This window comes from Microbispora sp. ZYX-F-249 (assembly GCF_039649665.1).
GTDB classification, from domain to species: Bacteria; Actinomycetota; Actinomycetes; order Streptosporangiales; family Streptosporangiaceae; genus Microbispora; species Microbispora maris.
This window is the reverse complement of record NZ_JBDJAW010000003.1, coordinates 283,241-301,512: the sequence shown is the minus strand read 5'-3', so window position 1 is coordinate 301,512 and position 18,272 is coordinate 283,241. Positions and strand designations below refer to the sequence as shown.

Genomic DNA, 18,272 nt, shown 5'->3' with positions numbered 1-18,272 from the left:
GCAGGGGCGGATGGATCTGTTGCAGATCAAGTTCTGGGAAGCGGGCGACTACCGGCCGGGCACGAAGGGGCACGAACGCCGGTGCAGTTGGGGCGGTTCGTCATGCCCGTCGCCGGCCGAGTTGACCGTCACCGATCGCGCAGGCGCCGACAACGGCGCCTGCGCGGTCCACGTCGTCCACTACATCAGGGACCGCCTGCGGCACGGCCGCTGACCGCGCCGGCGGCCCCCGTCACCCGGTCGTCGCGGCGTCGGCGGCGACTGCGGCGGTCAGCTCGGCCTGGGCCGTGAGCGCCGCGGCGAGGGCCTCGGGGTCGTCGGCGTCGAGCGTCATCGCGCATCCCCTGCGGATCGCGTCGAGGTTCACCGGGCCGCGCCTGGTCGCCCACCAGCGGCCGACGTCCGACCGCCAGATGATCCAGCCGGCGTGGTCTCGTGCGATGTCCTCCAGCGTGGTCATGTCACCCATCTCCAACGGCTGCTCGCGGAAGTGGGCCAAGCTAAGCGCTTTTGAAGCGGTTGGAGTATCAGCCAGAGGACGTCCAATCACAGCCAGTAGCCGCGCGAACACAGAATCTCCCGTAGTGTCAGCGTGTCACGCTGACACAGTGTGCTGGGGGTGCGACATGCCGGCCAACCACCGCCATCCGCAAAATCGCCGGCTCGCGTGGGAACGCCTGCAGCGCGGGTGGTCCTACGAGGAGCTGTGCGAACGCATTCGTACGTCCATGCGGTCGTGCGGCGAGAAGGACACCGGCCTGACGGCCAACACGGTCAGGCGGTGGGAGACCGGCGAGCGGTGGCCGGATCCGCGCTACCGCAAGCATCTGGTGACGATTTTCGACAAGCCCGCGAGCGAACTGGGACTGCTCACCCCCGACGAGATGGCCATGCGGCCGGTCACGGAGGTGGTGGACGAGATACGGAGGCTGCTGAGCATGATCGCCGCAGACGGCATCGACCGCTCCACGTTCCTGCGGGGGCTCTTCGGCGCGGGCGTGCTCGCTCCGCTCCTCGGTGAGGGCGGCGAGCGTCTTCCCGCGGCGGTGGAACGCGGGCGCGGGGTCGACGCCGAGTCGGCCGAGGCGTTCGCCCGGGTCGTCGACAAGCAGGCCGCGCTCTACTGGACCTCGCCGCCGGACGACATCTTCCAGGCGTCGGTCGCGCACACACGGCTCGGCATGAGCCTGCTGCGGGCGGCGCCGGAGGGGGCGGTCCGGCACACGCTGGCCGAGGCGGCCGCGCGCTCGGCCCTGCTGTCGGGCAGGGTCGCCTTCTTCGACCTGAACGACGGCCCCACCGCGGCGCGGCTGTTCCGCATGGCGCTGTCGGCCACCCGCGAGTGCGGGGACCACCCGCTGGCCGCCGCCGTGCTCGCCCACGCGGCGTTCGTGCCGGGCTTCGAGGGCCACCGAACGGACGCCCTGGGCCTGCTCGACGCGGCGTTCGCGCATGCCTGGCACGGCGTCAGCCCGCTGACCAGGGCATGGCTTCACTGCGTGGCGTCGGAGATCTCGGCCCGCTGCGGCGAGCCGAAGGAGTGCATGCGCCACATCGACCGCGCCGACCACATGATCGACGCGAGCGGCGACGACCCGTCCTGGCTGGACTTCTTCGAGCGGGCCAGGCTCGACGGTTTCGCCGGCTACAGCGCCCTGACGGCGGGCAACCACGAGGAGGCGGCCCGCCGGCTGCGCAAGGCGCTCGACGACCTGGGCCCGAACGGCGGCAAGCAGCGCTCGGTGCTGCTCGCCGACCTCGCGGCCGCGCACGCCTCCACCGACGGCGACCAGGCCGCCGAGCATCTCCGGAAGGCGGTCGACGCGCTCGAGGACCAGTGGTACGCGATCGGGCACGACCGTGTCCGCGGCGTGCTGAAGGTCCTGCCGCCCGCGGCGGACACGCGGGTGCTGGACGAACGATTGACCGACATCGGCCGCGCCAGGCACCCCGAGCTCACGATGTGACGGCGGCCCCCGCCCGCCACGCCGCGCGCAGCGCCTCGATCTCCGCCGGAGAGCTCTCCCGGGCGATGTACGGGATGTCCAGCAGGTGTCGCGTCGCGGCGGTGGACAGGCGTTCGCGCACGACGGCGGAGTCGTCGAGCACCTGGCGGTACAACGACGCCCCGTCCATGCAGAAGACGTCGACGAGCGCGATCCTCCCGTCCACCGCCCGGCGGACGTTGCCGTGGTTGAGGTCGATCCCGTCCCACCAGGGCGTCCGCGCCCGCCACTCCTCGTCCACCGTGAGGGCGGTGCGCCGTACGGCGTCGAACGCCTCGTCGCCCTCCCCCTCGCGCCATCGGCGGGCCACCTCCGCCGCCTCCTCCGGCGCGGCCGGGGCCAGGAACTCCAGCACCGTGAGCGAGCCGCCGCCGTCCAGAGCCTCGGCGAGCGCCACCTGCGGCAGGTACGGGTTGCCGGGGCAGCGACGGCACAGTTCGAGGAAGGCCGGATAGGCCGGGTCGAACGGGCAGATCCGCGCGGCGGACAGGCCGCGGGGCGAGCGCAGCCCGACGGCCCAGTCGCCCACGCCGCAGGGCGTCCAGCCGAGCCTGGCGAGATCGGCCAGCGCGTCCCGGTGGTTCACCGCACTCCAGTCGCGGCCGAGCAGCGGCGTGATGTCGGCATCGTGATCGAGCTCCACCCCCGCGACTCTAGAGGCTCGTGGCCCGGCTCGGCTTCCCCCATCGGTCCAGGTCCGCGCGGAGCCGGTTGAGCCGTCAGTCGCCGTTGTGCTTGCGGACCAGCGCGGGAAGCTCGGCCAGCGAGTCGACGTGGAACAGGCAGGCCCGGGCCGCCGTCTCGTCGCGGAGGATGTGGCCCCATGGGCCCCGCCGCACGAGGGCGGTGCGCAGCCCGGACTTCTGGGCGGGCCGGATGTCGTTGTCGAGACGGTCGCCGACGTAGAGGACGGACTCCGCCGGGCAGCCGGCCTCCGTCACCAGCCGGTCGAAGAAGGACGTGTCGGGCTTTTCGACCCCCCAGCCGTCGGAGGTGCCGATGACGTCCACGGGCAGATCCAGGGCGCGCAGGATGGTCTCGGCGCGGGCGGTCTGGTTGCCGGCGAGGCCGACGCGCAGCCCCATCTCCCGGAGCTCGGCCAGGCAGGGCCGGGCGTCGGGGTAGAGGTTCTCCTCACCGAACGTCTCGGCCTGGCCTTCCTGTGCCCGGCGTTCCCGCTCGGCGTGCAGGTCGAAACCGGGGCGGAAGTGCTGGAAGGTGTCCCGGTAGTCGCCACCGCGCGCGATCACGGCGCCGAACACGGCGGAGAAGGTGTGCCGCGGGACGCCCAGCCAGTCGGCCCAGGTGCCGTACTCGCGGGTCTCGTCCACCAGGGTCTCTCCGACGTCGAAGAAGACGGCCTCCAGCCGCATCGGTACCTCCCGTCTCTCACGCTGCATGCACCTTACGCGGATTCGGTCGGCCTCCACTGCCCTGTCGGACAGGACCGAAGCCGCCAGGGGCACCGAAGAACATTCGGTTCCGGCATGGACAGGGGACGGCGGCGGAGGACAGGCTGGACGGGTACGCCCCACGAGCCTTGGGAGTCGCGATGAGCCTGTCCGACCTGCAGCCCGTGCCCGCCGACCAGCTCGCCTTCCGGCTGCCGCCGGCCTTCGCCACCGTGGAGGAGGAGCGGCGCCACCGCATGGAGCGGCTCGCGGCGGCGCTGCGCCTGTTCGGGAGGTTCGGCTTCGAGGAGGGCGTGGCCGGCCACATCACGGCCCGGGACCCGGAGCACACCGACCATTTCTGGGTGAACCCGTTCGGCATGTCGTTCAAGCAGATCAAGGTCAGCGACCTGATCCTGGTCAACCACGAGGGCCAGGTGGTGGAGGGCCGCCACCACGTCAACCAGGCGGCGTTCGCCATCCACTCGATGGTGCACCGGGCCAGGCCCGACGTGGTCGCCGCCGCCCACTCCCACTCGGTGTACGGCAAGGCGATGTCGGCGCTCGGGACGCTGCTGGAGCCGCTGACGCAGGACGCCTGCGCGTTCTACGAGGACCACGCCCTGTTCGACGACTACACGGGGGTGGTCGTGGAGACCGAGGAGGGCCGCCGCATCGCGCGGGCGCTGGGCTCGCACAAGGCGGTCATCCTGCGCAACCACGGGCTGCTGACCGTGGGCGGCAGCGTGGAGGCGGCGGCCTGGTGGTTCATCACGATGGAGCGCAGCTGCCAGGCGCAGCTCGCGGCCAAGGCCGCCGGGCCGACGGTGCCCATCTCGCACGAGAACGCCAAGCTCACGCACGGCCAGATCGGCAACGACCTCGTCGGCTGGATCAACTTCCAGCCCCTGCTGGACCAGATCCTCGCCTCCGACCCCGATCTCCTCGATTGACCGGTCACCCGGGCCCCGGCACGCCGCCGGGGCCCGGGCGGCACCGGCTACGGCATGGGCACGGTGTCCTTCCACGTGGTGCCGGCGCTCCGGAACGCGTTCACCCTGGAGGTGATCTCGGCCGGAGCCACGGCCTCGTTCTTACTGAAGTAGAACCAGTCGACCTGCTGCGTGTAGACGCGCGGGGTTGCGCTGCCCAGCAACCCGCCGGAGATGAACCAGAGGTTGAAGTTCACCGACTGCGGCGTCTCGGGGTAGTAGTCGCCGCCGTGCTCGGCGAACAGCGTGCCGTCGATGAAGTAGCGGACCGTGCCCCCGGAGACCTGCAGCACGAGGTCGTGCCAGCCGGCGTAGCTCGCCGTCCGCTCGGTGTGCGTGTTGACCGCGAGCCAGGGCTCGTTGCGGTAGGTCTCCCAGGTGGTGGTGTACATGATCGGGCCCTGCGCGCCCCAGCCGCCGTTCGGCAGGTACTCGAAGTCCTGCTCGCTGTAGTCCGGGTCGAGGTCGTACGCGAGAGGCGTGAGGTGAAGAACGTCTCCACGATGTTGTCGCCGTCCGGTCCGCTGTCGGGGGCGTCGGCGAACTTCACCCGCGCGGCGTACGTGCCCTCGAAGAACTTGCGCTGGTGCAGGAACTCGGCCTGCGAGGTGCCTCCCGCGGTGCCGTCGGTGGCCGCCCGCAGTTGCAGCGCCTTGTTGCTCCCGCTCACGACGGGGAAGCTCACGTTGGACGCCGGCCAACTCGCACCGGGGACGCCGGGGCCGCCGCTGTTGGTCCGTACGGTCCAGTTGTGCGCCGTGATCTGAGGGTCGGACGAGGAGGCGTAGGCGAAGTCGTCGAAGACGACCCCGCTGCCGCCGCCCGGCCCGCCCGGCGATGTGGAGGGGGACGGGGACGGCGAGGGGTCGGTCACACCCGCGGGCGGGGTGCCCCACACCAGCGTGCCGCCCTGATGGACCGTGACCTTGTCCCAGTCGCCGTACGTCGTGCGCGCGGGGCCGAAGGAGTAGTCGTCGCTCTGCCGGATCGTCTGCCAGTCGGCCCGGTAGAAGCGGAGCTGCAGGTCGCCGGTCGACGCGCCGGCCGCCAGGCTGCCGGAGGTGAAGCCGACCTCCAGGTAACGGTCGGCCGTGGCCGTGCCCGGCGAGATCGTCTGGAAGGTCCCGGTGACGGTGGAGCAGGAGATCACCGCCCACGAGCAGGCGAAGCGGTACTGCTGCGCCGGTGAGTCGGCCCTGAAGTAGTAGCGGATCTTGACGGTGTTCAGCGGCACCGCCGTGGTCCCGTTGTTGACCAGGTCGAACCAGGGCTCCACCTGGTCGGCGGTGGCGCCGGTCGCGCTCGTCTTGTAACGCAGGCGCAGCGACTGGGCCGCCTGCGCGGGCAGCGCTACGACCAGCGCGGCCAGCAGGACGGCCGCGAGGCCGCCCCACAAGAGCTTTCGTGACACCGCAGTCTTCCTTTCATGGGGGGTGGGTTGCGGAGTTCAGGGGATGACCGGCCCCGGCCGGACGCCCAGGGACTCCAGATGAGGGGGGAGTCTGCGCAGGAAGTCGTGGTAGTCCCCCGCCGTGCCCCAGGCCACCTCGGCGAAGGCGCACAACCGGGGAAACGCCATCGCCTCGACGTGCTCGGGGGTGGGCATGTACTCGGTCCAGAGCTGGCACTGCGCCCCGAGGATCCGGCCCGTCGCCCCCTCGGGGGCCGGGGGCGGCGTGAACCCGTACACGTCGGCGAGGGAGAGCATCCGGCCGTGCGGGCCGGGGGCGTCGGCCGGGTAGTCGAGGTAGGTGCTGGTGTGCGGAGCCAGCACGACGTCGAGCCCTTCGAGGGCCGCGCGCGGTCCGCTCTCGTGGTCGAGCCATGTCATCGCCGTGACGCCCGGCGGCCCACCGGGTGTGTCGTACCAGTGGATCGGGCGCCGGCCCCGGGAGGTCACGTACGCGCCGACGGTGGAGGTGAACCACGCCCGCGCGGCGTCCGGGCCCGGCAGCCCGAGCTCGGCGATCCGCCGCAGCGCCGCCTCGCTGTGCGCCCACTCGTCCGGCGGGCACTCGTCGCCGCCGAGGTGGACGTACTCCCCGGGGAACAGGTCCATGACCTCGTCGAGCACGTCCCGGCAGAAGCCGATCGCCGCCTCCTCCAGGTTGAACACGTGCGGGCTGATCCCCCACGAGTCGCGGACCGGCAGACGGCGTGACGGGTGGTTGCCGAGCCAGGGATAGGCGGAGATCGCCGCCTGGGCGTGCCCCGGCATCTCGATCTCGGGCACGATCGTGACGAACCGGTCGGCGGCGTACGACACGATCTCGCGGATGTCCTCCTGCGTGTAGTGCTCCCCGCTGACCTCGGTGAGCCGGGGATAGCGCTTGATCTGCAGCCGCCAGCCCTGGTCGTCGGTCAGGTGCAGGTGCAGCCGGTTGAGCCGGTGGACCGCGAGCAGATCGATCAGCCGCAGCACGAAGTCCTTCGGCATGAAGTGCCGGGCGACGTCGAGCATGACCCCGCGCCAGACGTGCGCGGGCCGGTCGGTGATGCGGCACAGCGGCGCCTCGGGGCCGAGCGCCGCCAGGGTCCGCAGGCCGTAGAAGCGCCCGGCGGGTCCTCCCGCCGTCAGCTCCGCGCCGTCCGGCGCGACGTCGATGCGATACCCCTCCTCTCCCAGCCGGAGATCGTCGGGTGCGTGCCGTACGAGGCCGTCGTGGAGCGTGACGGTTCCCCCGAGCACGGCCGCCTCGCGGGGCCGCGGAATCATCATCTGGGTCATCCCTTCACGGCGCCCGCGATCATCCCGGAGGACACGCGGCGCTGGAGCACGAGGAAGACGAGCAGGACGGGGAGCATGAACAGCGTGGCGGCGGCCATGGTGGCGCCCCAGTCGGTGCCGAAGACGTTGGCGAACCCGGACAGCCAGATCGGCAGCGTACGGTCGCCCTGGTCCTTGATCATGAGCGCGTTGGCGAAGGCGAACTCGTTCCATGCGGTGATGAAGCCGAACAGCGACGTGGACATCAGGCCCGGCGCGAGCAGCGGCAGCACCACCCGGCGGAACGCCTCGGCCCGGCCGCAGCCGTCCATCAGCGCGGCCTCCTCCAGCTCGGGCGGGACCGCCGCGATGAACCCGCGCAGCGTCACGATCGTGAACGGCAGCGTCGTGACGAAATACACCAGCGTCAGCGTCGGCAGCCGGTCGAGCATGTCCGCGTCGCGGGCGATGATGTAGACCGGCACGAGCAGCGCCGACCAGGGGGCGGTCTGGGCGACGAAGACCATCAGGATGAACCCGCGCCGCGCCGGCCAGCGCAGCCGGGCCACGGCGAAGGCGGCCGGCAGCGCCACGACCAGCGCGAGTAGCACCGCGCCGAGCGTGACCGCCAGGCTGTTGCGCCAGAACGTCCAGAACCCGGCGGCACGTACGGCCGTCGCGAAGTGGTCGAGGGTCGGCCGAACGGGCCAGAACGCCGGGGTCTCGGTCAGGATGTCCACCGTCGGCTTGAACGCGGTGATCACCATCCAGTAGACGGGGAACACCGACACCGCCAGCACGCCCACGGCTGCCAGGTTGAGTGCGGCCCTCCTCACGCTCCCTCCTCCCGGAACATCCGCCGCAGGTGGACGACCAGCACCGCGAGCAGCATCAGCACGGTCAGCGTGGAGACGGCCGACCCCAGGTCGTACCGGTGCAGCGACTGCGCGATCTGGAACGCGTAGACCGGCAGCGTGGCGGTGGCGCCGCCGGGGCCGCCCTTGCTGATCGCCCAGATCTGCGCGAAGCAGGTGAAGACCCAGATGACCTCCAGCGACGTGATCAGGCCGAACAGCGGACGCAGGATGGGGAACGTGACCCGGCCGAAGACCTGCCACGATCCGGCTCCGTCGATCCGGGCCGCCTCGTACAGCTCACCGGGAATCGTGGTGAGTCCCGCGTAGAGGGTGAGCGCGGCGAACGGCACCGACTGCCAGACCACCAGCGCGACCAGGATCGCGAACGTCGCCCGTCCGTCGGCGAACCACGTGTAGTCGCGGAAGGAGTCGAAGCCGAGCCGCACCAGCACCCAGTTGACGACGCCCAGGCGCGACTGGAAGAGCCACTGGAAGATCGTCGTCGCGGCCAGCACCGGCGTGGCCCAGGTGAGCACCATCCCGCTCATGACGGCCAGCCGCATCCGGCGCCCCAGGTGCGGCAGCATCAGCGCCACGGCGGTCGCGATGACCATGATCAGTACGACGTTGGCGGCGGTCCACAGGAAGGTCCGCCGTACGACCGCCCAGAACTCCGGCCCGCCGAGGGCCTCGGCGTAGTTGGCGAGGCCCTCGAAGGCCGCCCCGCCCCTGATCAACTCGCCCAGCCGGAAGTGCTGGAAGGAGATCACGACGCTGCGGGCCAGCGGGTAGACGAGCAGGCAGGCGAAGGCGGCCAGGGCCGGGGCCACCAGCAGGTAGGGCCAGAGCGCGCCTTTCCTGCGGGTTCTCGACTCGACGACGAGAGCGGGACGGGCCGTGCGGGCGAGGGCGCGCGCCATGTCAGGACCTGGTGTTGAGGATCGTGGTGATCACTCCGGAGGCCTCCTTCGCCGCGGTGGCCGCGTCGCCTCCGGTGAGCACCTTGGTCATGTACTCCTTGATGACGTTCCTGGCCTCCACGGCCGCCCAGTTGGGCGAGTTGGGCGTGGCGTGCCCGGCCGCGGCCCCGGCCGCCATCGCCGCGGTGGCCTCGTCGCCGCTCAGGACCCCCGCGTACGAGGTGCGGTTGGGCACATAGCTCATCTCCTTGGCCATGTCGAGCTGGAACTTCTCCCCCGCCAGCGCCTTGACCACCTCGTACGCCTCGTCGGGGTGCGCGGACGCCTCGGAAATGATCAGATCGGACCCTCCGGTGAAGACGGCGCCCGGCTTGTCCGCCGTCTTGCCGGGGATCGGGAAGAAGCCCAGCTTGCCCTTGAGGTCCGGGTTGGCCTTCTCGATCGCGACCACGCCGCCGGGCGCGGAGATGATCTGCGCGACGTCGCCCTTGCCGAACACGTCGGCCTGCGGCGGCCTGGCCTCGTCGGAGTCCCTCGGCCCCTTGCCGAGCGACTGGAGCCGCTTGTAGAACGCCATCCCGGCGAGCGCCTGCGGCGTGTCGAGCGTGCCCTTCCACTGGCCGCCCTCTTCGACGGCGAGGTCGCCGCCCTCGTCCCAGACGAACCCCGCGAGGGTGTACCAGTTCTGGCCCGGCAGGTAGATGCCCTGCACGCCGCCCTCGTTCAGCTTCGTGGTGACGCCGATCCACTCGTCGCGGGTCTTCGGCGGAGAGGTGACGCCGGCCTTGGCGAACAGGTCCTTGTTGTAGATCACCACTCGGTTGGCGGCGTACCAGGGGATGCCGTACTGCCTGCCGTCGATCTTCCCCGGCTCGGCCAGGCCGGGCAGCCAGTCGGCGCCGCCCAGGTCGGCGACCTTGCCGGTGAGGTCCCCGACCCCGCCGCTGGCGGCGTACTCGGCGACCTGGGTGTTGCCGACCTCGATGACGTCGGGGGCGTCCTTGCTGGCCAGCGCGCTGGTGACCTTCTGCCCGATGCCGTCCCACTCCTGGATCTGGATGTTCAGGGTGATTCCGGGATGCGACCGCTGGAAGTCGTCGGTGAACCGCTTCACGATCGCGTCCGACAGGCTGTCGCGCATGAACCACACGGTCAGCGTGGCCGTACCGGTCTGTCCGGATGTCCCGGGCTCGGACGCCGAGCCGCAACCGGCGAGCGTGAGGCTGAACGCGGCCGCCGCGGCGAGGAGGCGTAACCTCATCGGTCCTCCCAGTGGTCAGTTATTGGTAAACCATTGAGAGGAGAGTGGTCTTAACCAGTCGGGCTGTCAAGAGGCGATATTTCGGGTTATCGCCAGGCCGAGATGGGGAGGAGTGGTCAACTACTGGTAAGGTCTGGGGCGTGCAGAGACTTCCAGCGGGCCTCAAGCGCGACCGGGTCAGAGACGTCCTGCTCGACCTGATCGCCGACAAGGAGCCCGGCACCGCCATCCCCTCGGAACGCGACCTGTCCCGGGAGCTCGGCGTCTCCCGCCCGACCCTCCGCGCGGCGATCGACGGGCTCGTACGGCAGGGCATGCTCGTGCGGGAGCACGGGCGGGGGACGTTCACCGGCCGCCGCAAGGTCACCCAGCCCCTCGCGGCCGGCGACGACTCCTTCCACGCCCCCGCCGCCGAGGGAACCTGGCTCAGCCGCATCCTGGAGTTCGACTCGGCCCCGGCCACCGCCCGGCTGGCGCACCGCCTGCAGGTCTCGCCCGCCGACCCGGTCCTGCGCGTCGTACGGCTGCGCCTGGTGGACGACGAGCCGATGGCGATCGAGCGCATCCACCTCCCGCACCGCCTGGTCGAGTCCCTGCGGCCCGAGGACATGGTGTCCGGGTCGTTCTACCGGTTCCTGCGCACGAGGTTCGGCGTCGACGTCCGCCGCGCCACCCAGAGCATCGAGCCGACTGTCACCGACGAGACCGAGGCCGAGCTGCTCGGCGTCCCCCAGCACGCCCCCGCCCTGCTCATCGAGCGCACGGCCCGCGAGGCCGGTGGCCGGGTCGTGGAGTTCACGAGGTCCATCTACCGCGGCGACCGCTACCGGATCACCTCGGAGCTCCACTTCGACGACTCCTCCGGCTGACCTCCGGAAGACGGTCACGCAACGTACACGAGATGTGCGAAAACAGTGATCAGCGAGTCTTCGATCGGCCACACTGGGTGCCGCACACCCCCCGGAAAAGGCGATGGGGAGCGGCCCTTCCGGGCGACTCCCCTGCCTAAGTTCCTTCTGAGAGTACTTTCCCCGGCGGGCTGTGCGCAAGCAGTAACGCAGCAGTCACTCAGTCGAAGGGGTACCTCGCCGATGGGAGCCGTCAGCAGCAGGCCTGAAACCGGTGCTCTGGTCACCGCCCGGATCCAGGAGTTGCTGGAATCGTGGCGTCCCTGGCAGCGCCGCCTGTGGGACGTGGGCACGGTCCTCGCCCTGCGCGAGGCGGTGGAGGCGGCCGACTGGGTGGGACGCCACGTCCTCTCGCAGGCCTCCCTCGCATGGTATGCCCGGGAGTCGCTGCTCCCCAGGCTCAAGACCGACAGCGCATTGGGAGACGGGCTGATCCGCCGGCACCTGCACCAGATCTGCGTCAGGCCGATCAAGCCGGGTGCCCGCAGCCAGCGCGCGCTGGCGCTCCTGTCGGACCTCGTGGCCGACGGCTATCTTCGTCGTTGGCGCGATCTCCTCACCTCTGGCCGCGTTCATGTGGAACGTTCCGCCCGGTGCATCGCCGCTCACCTCCTGGACGAGGGCTTTCATCAGGATTTCCTCCGGCGTGAGATCAAGACACGGCTCGCCGGATCGGCCGACCCGGTCGACCTGATCGATCTCCTCATCGAGCTGGAATCACGTGGCGACCTCGGCTACGAGGGAGTGATCGTCCTCCAGGACAAGGTGCCCGCGCCGCAGGTCGCGCTGAAGTCCTCGCACTGGCTGTCGCAGGAGGAGGTGCGCCAGCGGCTGCTGACGGAGTTTCCACAGGTTACGGGCGTTCGCGCGAGCGGAGGCCTGCTGTTCGCGTACGGGCTCGCGACCACGTCTCGGCGGTGCAGCAGGTCACCGAGTCGTTCGACCGGGTCCGCAACAGGGTGCGGTACCGGCGGGGGCAGACGGCGCTGGACGTCTACCCCAAGGTGTTCATCTCGGGGCTGACCGAACCACAGGACTTCCGGCGGGGCGACCCCGCGGTGACCGTGCTGTCGCTGGAACGCGTCGGCGTGCTCTACGACCTGCCCGACGCCGGTGCGCACGGGCTGCGCATCGACGACGCGCTCGAACTCGCCGCGCCGCTCACGGAGAGCTCGCCGAGCACGGCCGTGGCGGGAGCCTGGGCCGCCATCGAGTCGCTGCTCTTCTGCGACACCGACGAAGCCGACCGCGAGGAGGGGCGGGCGGTGGCCGCGGACCGGGCCGCCGCGCTGGTGGCGGCGGGCTGGCCACGCGCCGAACTGACCGCCCTCAGCTACGACGCGCGGATCCGCGAGGAAGACCCTCGCCTGTGCCGCGACCTCGACGTGCTCGGCGGCAACAACCGCGAACGCGCCAGGCGGATGGTCCGGTGGCTGAGCGGGGAGCCGGTCGTGCGCGTGGACGACCCCGTCACCACGGCCGCGCTCGGACGGATGCGCGAGCTGGTCGCCGCACCGTCCGTGACCCTCGGCCGCGTGGAGCGCTATCTGCGCGGTTGCTTCCGGCGCCTCTACCGGCAGCGCAACATCGTGCTGCACGGCGGTTCGACGCGATCCATCGCGCTGCCCTCGACCGTACGGACGGCCGGGCCGCTCGTGGGCGCCGCACTGGACCGGCTCGCGCACGGTCACGCGGTCTCGGGCGTCACCCCGCTCGACATGGCCGGCCCCGCGGAGCTGGCCCTGCGGGTGGTGGAGGACGCCGACGGCTGGGGGCCGCACGAGTTGCTCGATGCCTGAGGCCCGACGCACGGCCGGCCCGTGCCGCCGGCGTTGACGTTGGCCGGGGCCGTCGGGCACCTGCCGCGGCCGGGGCGTCGCGGGGTCGGATCACGCGCCTCCCCGGGTGACCTTGGCGCGCGGGTCGAGGACGGCACGGTCGGCGGCGGCCCGGCCCGAGATCCAGCCCTCCCGGTTGCTGATCGCGCCCGCGCCGACCATGGTCAGTGTCGGGAAGAGCTCCTCCACTCTCGCCTCGACCTCGGCCTCCCGTGCCGCCAGCACCGGCAGCAGGTCGCGCCCGGTGTCGGCGGAGGCCTCCCGCATCGCCTGTCCCGCCGCCTCCCGCAGCCGCTCGCCGATGCGCTGCGCGTACGCCGCGAGGAACGACTGCCGGAACGACCGCGTGCGGGAACGGCCGAGGCCGTCACGGCGGGACCCCGCGAGCGTCATCGCCGTGGTGGCCTGCACCAGCAGGGAGGTGAACAGCACCTCCACCGCGGCCAGGTCCGCGGGGAACCCGAGCACGGTGGCGAACCCGAAATGCCGGCTCCACACCGAGCGGCAGTGGTTGGCCGAGGCGATGACGTCCAGCAGCATCGCCTTCGGACCCTCGTAGGGCGCGTCGACGCCCAGCCGGCGTCCCTCCGGCCGCCCGGCTCCTCCCTGACCGGCCGTCCGCGCGGCCAGCAACGCGGCATCGATGCTGTGCCGGGCCATCAGCGACTGGGCCGCTGCGGTGAACGTCTCGGCCTCCGCCTCGAACTCGGTCGACTCGGCTTTGGCCAGCAGTGCCCGCACCCGGGCGAGCATCCGTTCGTCCACGGCGCCGCCGGGGGAGCCGGGCGTACGGCGGGCCGTTCCCGGCACCGGGCACAGCCGTTCCAGCGACGGCAGCGTGGCCAGTAGCCGGATCACCCGCAGCGCGCAGGCGACCATCCCGATCCGGTCGCCGTCCTCGCGGAGGTACTCCCCGTCGCGGCTCCACCACACCGTCGCACCGACGGCCGCGAGCTGGTCCAGCCAGCGCTCGTCCACCGTCGCCGCGGCGTAGGCCCGCATCTCGGCCGCGACGGCGTCGGTCGCGAGGCGGACGTGCCGGGCCTCAAGCCGCCGCCCGGCCAGCCGGACGACGTCGGCGGGCTGCCAGCCGCGCTCCCAGGCGAGTGTCACGTGCCGGTTCAGCGCGTCCAGCAGGGCGCGGTCCACGATCTCGCGCAGCCCCTGGCCCTGTGCGAGGACCCGCACGCATCGCCGGAACTCGGCCTCGTCACGGCGGCGCCCCGCCTCCAGCGCCGCCGACAGCAGCTCGGCCACCAGCTCCTCCGCCGCCCGCCCGGGGGACTGCGACGACCAGGGGAAGCTCCAGGCGGCCTCGCCCGGCGGCCCGAGGCTCCGCCGCGGCGTGTCTTCCCGCTCTCCGGCTGCACGCCGCCGGTTCGCCCCGATCATCCGCTCGCCCTCCCCCGATCGGCGCCCCTCCGGCGGCCCTCGACGGCCGCCCGGTCGGGTCGTGCGAGCGATTCTGTCAGGCCCGGCCACCGGCGCCGTGACGTTATCCACAGGTGGTCACAGGGGTCCGAGCAGACGGAAGCGTTCGGCCACGATCAGCGTGTCGTCGTCGATCACCGGTGGTCCGCCGAGGACGGCGGACATCTCCGGGCCGGTCCAGAAGCGCTCGTGGTCGGCCCTCCACTGGGCGACGGTCTCGTACCCCTCGCCCTCGTCGCGGGCGAACGCCTCGTCGACCTCGCGGATCGGCACCACCCGCACCTGTGTCGTCTCCAGGAGCGCCACGCGCCGCCCGGCCGAGTCGATCAGCGCGGACCACCGGCCGGTCACCGGGAGGGGGTCGCCGCAGTGCTCGTAATCCGCCAGCAGGCCCGCGGTGGCCGTCTTGTCCCCGCTCAGGATCGCCGCGACCAGACGCTCGCGCAGCGGCCCGGGAAAGGCGAACTCGGCCACCGGCGGCTCGCCCAGCGGGAAGAACGCCTCCGCACGCCAGCTCTCGCCGTCGAAGACCCGCAGCGTCACACCGCCGGCGTGCGTCGTCACGGGAGGCCCGGCCGCCTGACCCGCGTCGCCGGGCAGTCCCTCCGCGAGCGCGAAGTGCGGCACGGCGGGCCCGTCTCCGTAGGGCACGGCCTCCGGCCAGCGGCCCGCCACCGCCTCCGTGAGCTCCCGCACCGGGCCGTCCGGCTCCGGGGCGAGGTGGAGCACGTCCCCGGAACGGGCGGCCCGTGCGAACGCGACCTCGAACGGCCGCCGCGCCGCGAACAGGTTCCGCAGGCCGGCGAGCACGCCGGCGTCGAGGCGCTCACGCGGCAGGAACGGACACAGGACGCTGACGTGGGCGGGCATGCCGTACGCCGGGGAGAAGCCGTAGCGTTCCCGCAGGCCCCCGGCCAGGGGCTCGGCCGGGGGAACCTCCACCACCAGGGCGGTCTCACCGATCTCGAAGGGTGCCATGCCCGACATCCTCCCGCCGCAAGGTCACGCGTACGGCCGTGGGGCGCATCTCGTACCCTCTGGGCATTTACATGGAGGATTCGGGCAGATTAAATCTTTATTTCCAGATACCTGGTGATCTGGGCCACATTGGTGCCGAGCCTGATCGTGCAAGGAGTGGTGCCCGATGGTGTTGTCGCTGGTGAAGCGGATGGTCTTCGCTCTCGGCCAGGGATTCGTACGGCTCGGCCGGTACTGGGCCGCCCAGTTCGGCGTCGCCTGCACGCTGACCTGGGCCCCCGACGCGGCCCACCTCGCACGCGAGCAGGAGGAGACCGAGCACTGGGACTGGTCGATCCCCTACCACTGGTACGAGACCTCCCGCTGACACCGCGCCCCCGCGTACGGGCCGGCCCACTGCCCCAAGCCTGGAAGCGTTCGCCGTCCGGCGCGGTCAGGATGCTCCGGCGGCGAGCCGACCTCACGAGATGACTCCCGGCGCCCCGAATGCGAAAGGCCCAGGTCGGCTGTGCCGACCCGGGCCTTCTTGTGGTGCGCCGCCAGGGACTCGAACCCCGGACCCGCTGATTAAGAGTCAGCTGCTCTAACCAACTGAGCTAGCGGCGCCCGCCCCATAAGAGTAGCGGCATCCGGAGGTGTTCCGCGCCACGGCGTGACCGGTCGTGGCGGATGGCGGGCGACCAGATGATGTCCTGCCCTTACGTGTCCGGGATGTTCCCCTTCTCCCCTTCGGGTACGGAGAGTGACGACGAAGGGAGTGAGCACCATGACACCGGATCTCTGGTCGTATTCCGACACCGTGAGCGGCACGGGACAGCAGATGGACATCGCCGGATACGACGTGCAGGCCGTGGACGGGAAGATCGGCTCCGTGGACGAGGCCACCTATGAGGCGGGCCAGAGCTACATCGTCGTGGACACGGGCCCGTGGATCTTCGGCAAGAAGGTCATGCTCCCCGCGAGTGTGGTGACGAGGATCGACTTCCAGGATCGCAAGGTCTTCGTCAGCCGCACCAAACAGGAGATCAAGAACGCGCCGGAGTTCAACGAGGCGGCGATGAGCGAGCCGGGCTACCGGGACCGCGTCGGGGAGTACTACGGGCGTTTCCCCCGCACTTCGTCCATGTGACGGCGGAAGGGGGCCGCGCCGCCGTGGCGGCACGGCCCCCTTCTTTTCTCCCCCGGAGGTCCCTCCCGGCCCCTCCTCCGCATGGACCGGGACGGCGGCCGGAGCGGGCCTCTCAGGGCCAGGTGCTGTCGGGCCGAGGTGTCGTAGGGGCGATGATGTGCAGCCGCTCCAGGAGCGTGACGAACGTCGATGCGTACGGCGACGGCGCGGCGACCGAGGCGACCCGGTCCCAGTCGACCTGCTCCCGCATGGCGCGGACCATCGGCAGCAGCGAGCCGTAGTCGCAGGCGTGCTCCGACAGCGGCAGGATCCAGGAGATCACAAGGTCGGTGGCTTCGAGGACGGGCAGGCTCAGCGCGGCGGTGTTGATCGGCTCGGCTCGAGCGATCATGGCCTCGGTCACGGGCCTGTCGGCGAGTGAGAAGATCAGGTCGACGAGCACACCTTCCTCGTCGAACGCCTTGACCAGCCAGTCCTCCGGTGGTTTCGCGGTCCGGAAACCCAGGCTCTCCAGGGTTTTCAGCGCGAGCGGGACGTCTTCCTCGACCAAGGCGAAGTCGACGTCGTGCAGTGATGGCGCGGCGCCCCTCGCGTAGCCGGCGCAGCCTCCGGCCAGGGCGAAGCGCACCCCGGCCTCCTTGAGACCGGCCCCGGCGCGCTTGAGCGTTTCAAGAATCGCGTCGGTGACTTCGTGACTGTGACTACCCACTCACGTCGCTTGCCCAGCCATGTTCGCCGCAAACAATCCCGGGTAGGGCGCGCTCATGACCGAGACCCTCCAGGAGATCAAGCGCGAGTACGAGGGCGAGGAGAGCCGTCCGCTCGCCTCGTACACACGGGTTCTCGCGGTGTACGGCGGGGCCGTGGGGGCGCTGCTGACCGCGGCGAAACTGACGGGCCGCACGGGCCCCGAGAAAATCAAAGTGATGGACCTCATGCTCATGGGGCTGTTCACGCACCGGCTCTCGCGGACGCTCGCGAAGGACCCGGTCACCAGCCCCATCCGCGCCCCCTTCACCCGGTACGAGGGGGTCTCCGGGCCGGCGGAGCTCAAGGAGGAGGTCCGCGGCCACGGACTGCAGCATGCCGTGGGCGAGCTGCTGACCTGCCCGTTCTGCCTGTCCCAGTGGATCGCCACCGGATACGCGGCGGGCACCGTGTTCTTCCCTCGGGTGACCCGGCTGGCTGGGGCCACCATGGCGGCCGTGGCGATCTCCGACTGGCTCCAGCTCGCCTACGCGCGCCTGATGAAGGCGGCTGAATGAGCGAGCGGACCGGCACCGCACGACCTGACTTCGCGCCGCGGGGCGGGGAGGCGGCATGAGCGAGGTGCTGGAGCCGTTGGAGAACACCGACGAGCATCCGAAGGAGCGCGTCGACCGCGAGCTGGGCGAGCTGCTGCAGGGCCTGCGGGTGGCCGCGACGGGCGTGCAGGTGCTGTTCGCGTTCCTGCTGACGCTCCCGTTCTCCGCCGGTTTCGAGAAGATCGACGCGACCGGGAACTGGCTGTTCTACACCGCGGTCGTGACCGCGGCGGTCGCGTCCATCTGCCTGATCGCTCCGGCGACCCAGCACCGGATCCTGTTCCGGTCGGGACTCAAGGAGCTGCTGCTGCACCGGGCGAACCGGCTCGGCGTGGCCGGCGGACTCGCCCTGGCCGTGTCCATGGCGTGCTCCACCGCCCTGGTCATGGACGCGCTGACCGGCATGTGGCCGACGGCGCTGATCGGTGCGGGTGTGGCGCTGCTGTCCGGCTGGCTCTGGTTCATCCAGCCGCTCCTGTCGCTGCGCCTGGTCAAGGACGACGCCTGAGAGACAGCGCGACCGCGTGCACCGCGGTCGCGCCGCTCCGCG

At 71.3% G+C, this 18,272-nt stretch carries 22 protein-coding genes and 1 tRNA gene; 10 read left to right on the top strand and 13 right to left on the bottom strand.

Features of this window, described 5'->3' with window-relative positions; all coding sequences use genetic code 11:
* Window positions 1–10: 10 nt before the first annotated feature.
* Complete coding sequence (locus tag AAH991_RS05910) at window positions 11–214, top strand: hypothetical protein (protein WP_346224709.1); 204 nt, start codon at window positions 11–13, stop codon at window positions 212–214.
* Between the two features lie 18 nt (window positions 215–232).
* On the opposite strand, the gene AAH991_RS05905 is transcribed toward AAH991_RS05910, so the two are convergent.
* Window positions 233–460, bottom strand: coding sequence for a hypothetical protein (locus tag AAH991_RS05905; RefSeq protein ID WP_346224708.1), 228 nt, complete (start codon window positions 458–460; stop codon window positions 233–235).
* A 166-nt stretch (window positions 461–626) separates the two neighbouring features.
* Between AAH991_RS05905 and AAH991_RS05900 the strand changes: the two genes are divergently transcribed.
* Entirely contained in the window at window positions 627–1,967 is a 1,341-nt protein-coding gene (locus AAH991_RS05900) for a helix-turn-helix domain-containing protein (RefSeq protein ID WP_346224707.1), read from the top strand.
* Here the strand turns inward: AAH991_RS05900 and AAH991_RS05895 are convergent.
* The gene (locus AAH991_RS05895; RefSeq protein ID WP_346224706.1) at window positions 1,957–2,649 is read right to left on the bottom strand and encodes a hypothetical protein; all 693 of its coding nucleotides are present in this window, start codon (window positions 2,647–2,649) and stop codon (window positions 1,957–1,959) included. The two genes, AAH991_RS05900 and AAH991_RS05895, sit on opposite strands and share 11 nt — an antisense overlap.
* 76 nt (window positions 2,650–2,725) lie before the next feature.
* A complete protein-coding gene (locus AAH991_RS05890; protein WP_346224705.1) occupies window positions 2,726–3,406 on the bottom strand; it encodes an HAD family hydrolase in 681 nt (226 codons plus the stop codon).
* Between the two features lie 152 nt (window positions 3,407–3,558).
* Here AAH991_RS05890 and AAH991_RS05885 point away from each other — a divergent pair, with 152 nt between their 5' ends.
* Window positions 3,559–4,350: a class II aldolase/adducin family protein gene (locus AAH991_RS05885; RefSeq protein ID WP_346224704.1), complete on the top strand. Its 792-nt coding sequence runs from the start codon at window positions 3,559–3,561 to the stop codon at window positions 4,348–4,350.
* Window positions 4,351–4,397: 47 nt separating this feature from the next.
* Here AAH991_RS05885 and AAH991_RS05880 read toward each other — a convergent pair whose 3' ends face one another.
* Genes AAH991_RS05880 through AAH991_RS05855 form a run of 6 tightly spaced genes read right to left on the bottom strand, consistent with a single transcriptional unit; the run spans window position 4,398 to window position 10,134 of the window.
* Window positions 4,398–4,682, bottom strand: a complete 285-nt coding sequence (locus AAH991_RS05880; protein ID WP_346224703.1) for a hypothetical protein — start codon at window positions 4,680–4,682, stop codon at window positions 4,398–4,400.
* Window positions 4,583–5,800 carry a cellulose binding domain-containing protein gene (locus AAH991_RS05875; RefSeq protein WP_346224702.1) on the bottom strand — a complete coding sequence of 406 codons (1,218 nt, stop codon included), beginning with the start codon at window positions 5,798–5,800 and terminating at the stop codon, window positions 4,583–4,585. Before AAH991_RS05875 ends, AAH991_RS05880 begins: the two co-directional genes overlap by 100 nt.
* A 36-nt stretch (window positions 5,801–5,836) precedes the next feature.
* Window positions 5,837–7,108, bottom strand: coding sequence for a beta-N-acetylhexosaminidase (locus tag AAH991_RS05870; protein ID WP_346224701.1), 1,272 nt, complete (start codon window positions 7,106–7,108; stop codon window positions 5,837–5,839).
* Between the two features lie 5 nt (window positions 7,109–7,113).
* A complete protein-coding gene (locus tag AAH991_RS05865; RefSeq protein ID WP_346224700.1) occupies window positions 7,114–7,932 on the bottom strand; it encodes a carbohydrate ABC transporter permease in 819 nt (272 codons plus the stop codon).
* Entirely contained in the window at window positions 7,929–8,873 is a 945-nt protein-coding gene (locus AAH991_RS05860) for a carbohydrate ABC transporter permease (protein ID WP_346224699.1), read from the bottom strand. Before AAH991_RS05860 ends, AAH991_RS05865 begins: the two co-directional genes overlap by 4 nt.
* Window position 8,874: 1 nt before the next feature.
* Window positions 8,875–10,134 carry a sugar ABC transporter substrate-binding protein gene (locus AAH991_RS05855; protein WP_346224698.1) on the bottom strand — a complete coding sequence of 420 codons (1,260 nt, stop codon included), beginning with the start codon at window positions 10,132–10,134 and terminating at the stop codon, window positions 8,875–8,877.
* A gap of 140 nt (window positions 10,135–10,274) precedes the next feature.
* Between AAH991_RS05855 and AAH991_RS05850 the strand changes: the two genes are divergently transcribed.
* The 3 genes from AAH991_RS05850 (at window position 10,275) to AAH991_RS05840 (ending at window position 12,841) form a co-directional block, all read left to right on the top strand.
* A complete protein-coding gene (locus AAH991_RS05850; protein ID WP_346224697.1) occupies window positions 10,275–11,003 on the top strand; it encodes a GntR family transcriptional regulator in 729 nt (242 codons plus the stop codon).
* A gap of 222 nt (window positions 11,004–11,225) precedes the next feature.
* Window positions 11,226–12,065 (top strand): hypothetical protein, encoded by an 840-nt coding sequence (locus AAH991_RS05845; RefSeq protein WP_346224696.1) that lies wholly within the window; start codon window positions 11,226–11,228, stop codon window positions 12,063–12,065.
* Window positions 11,960–12,841 (top strand): hypothetical protein, encoded by an 882-nt coding sequence (locus AAH991_RS05840; protein WP_346224695.1) that lies wholly within the window; start codon window positions 11,960–11,962, stop codon window positions 12,839–12,841. Before AAH991_RS05845 ends, AAH991_RS05840 begins: the two co-directional genes overlap by 106 nt.
* A 90-nt stretch (window positions 12,842–12,931) precedes the next feature.
* On the opposite strand, the gene AAH991_RS05835 is transcribed toward AAH991_RS05840, so the two are convergent.
* Together AAH991_RS05835 and AAH991_RS05830 are read right to left on the bottom strand one after the other, a co-directional pair.
* Complete coding sequence (locus tag AAH991_RS05835) at window positions 12,932–14,272, bottom strand: DUF2786 domain-containing protein (protein ID WP_346224694.1); 1,341 nt, start codon at window positions 14,270–14,272, stop codon at window positions 12,932–12,934.
* Window positions 14,273–14,389: 117 nt separating this feature from the next.
* Window positions 14,390–15,289, bottom strand: a complete 900-nt coding sequence (locus tag AAH991_RS05830; RefSeq protein WP_346224693.1) for a 2'-5' RNA ligase family protein — start codon at window positions 15,287–15,289, stop codon at window positions 14,390–14,392.
* A gap of 166 nt (window positions 15,290–15,455) precedes the next feature.
* Between AAH991_RS05830 and AAH991_RS05825 the strand changes: the two genes are divergently transcribed.
* Window positions 15,456–15,656, top strand: a complete 201-nt coding sequence (locus AAH991_RS05825; RefSeq protein WP_346224692.1) for a hypothetical protein — start codon at window positions 15,456–15,458, stop codon at window positions 15,654–15,656.
* A gap of 162 nt (window positions 15,657–15,818) precedes the next feature.
* On the opposite strand, the gene AAH991_RS05820 is transcribed toward AAH991_RS05825, so the two are convergent.
* Window positions 15,819–15,895 (bottom strand) — tRNA-Lys (locus AAH991_RS05820).
* Between the two features lie 160 nt (window positions 15,896–16,055).
* Here AAH991_RS05820 and AAH991_RS05815 point away from each other — a divergent pair.
* Window positions 16,056–16,418, top strand: coding sequence for a PRC-barrel domain containing protein (locus AAH991_RS05815; RefSeq protein WP_346224691.1), 363 nt, complete (start codon window positions 16,056–16,058; stop codon window positions 16,416–16,418).
* Window positions 16,419–16,530: 112 nt separating this feature from the next.
* Here AAH991_RS05815 and AAH991_RS05810 read toward each other — a convergent pair whose 3' ends face one another.
* Window positions 16,531–17,127: a nucleotidyltransferase family protein gene (locus AAH991_RS05810; protein ID WP_346224690.1), complete on the bottom strand. Its 597-nt coding sequence runs from the start codon at window positions 17,125–17,127 to the stop codon at window positions 16,531–16,533.
* A gap of 55 nt (window positions 17,128–17,182) precedes the next feature.
* On the opposite strand from AAH991_RS05810, the gene AAH991_RS05805 reads away from it, so the two are divergent.
* Window positions 17,183–17,683, top strand: coding sequence for a DUF1360 domain-containing protein (locus AAH991_RS05805; protein WP_346224689.1), 501 nt, complete (start codon window positions 17,183–17,185; stop codon window positions 17,681–17,683).
* Window positions 17,684–17,738: 55 nt separating this feature from the next.
* Complete coding sequence (locus AAH991_RS05800) at window positions 17,739–18,230, top strand: DUF6328 family protein (protein WP_346224688.1); 492 nt, start codon at window positions 17,739–17,741, stop codon at window positions 18,228–18,230.
* Window positions 18,231–18,272 lie beyond the last annotated feature (42 nt).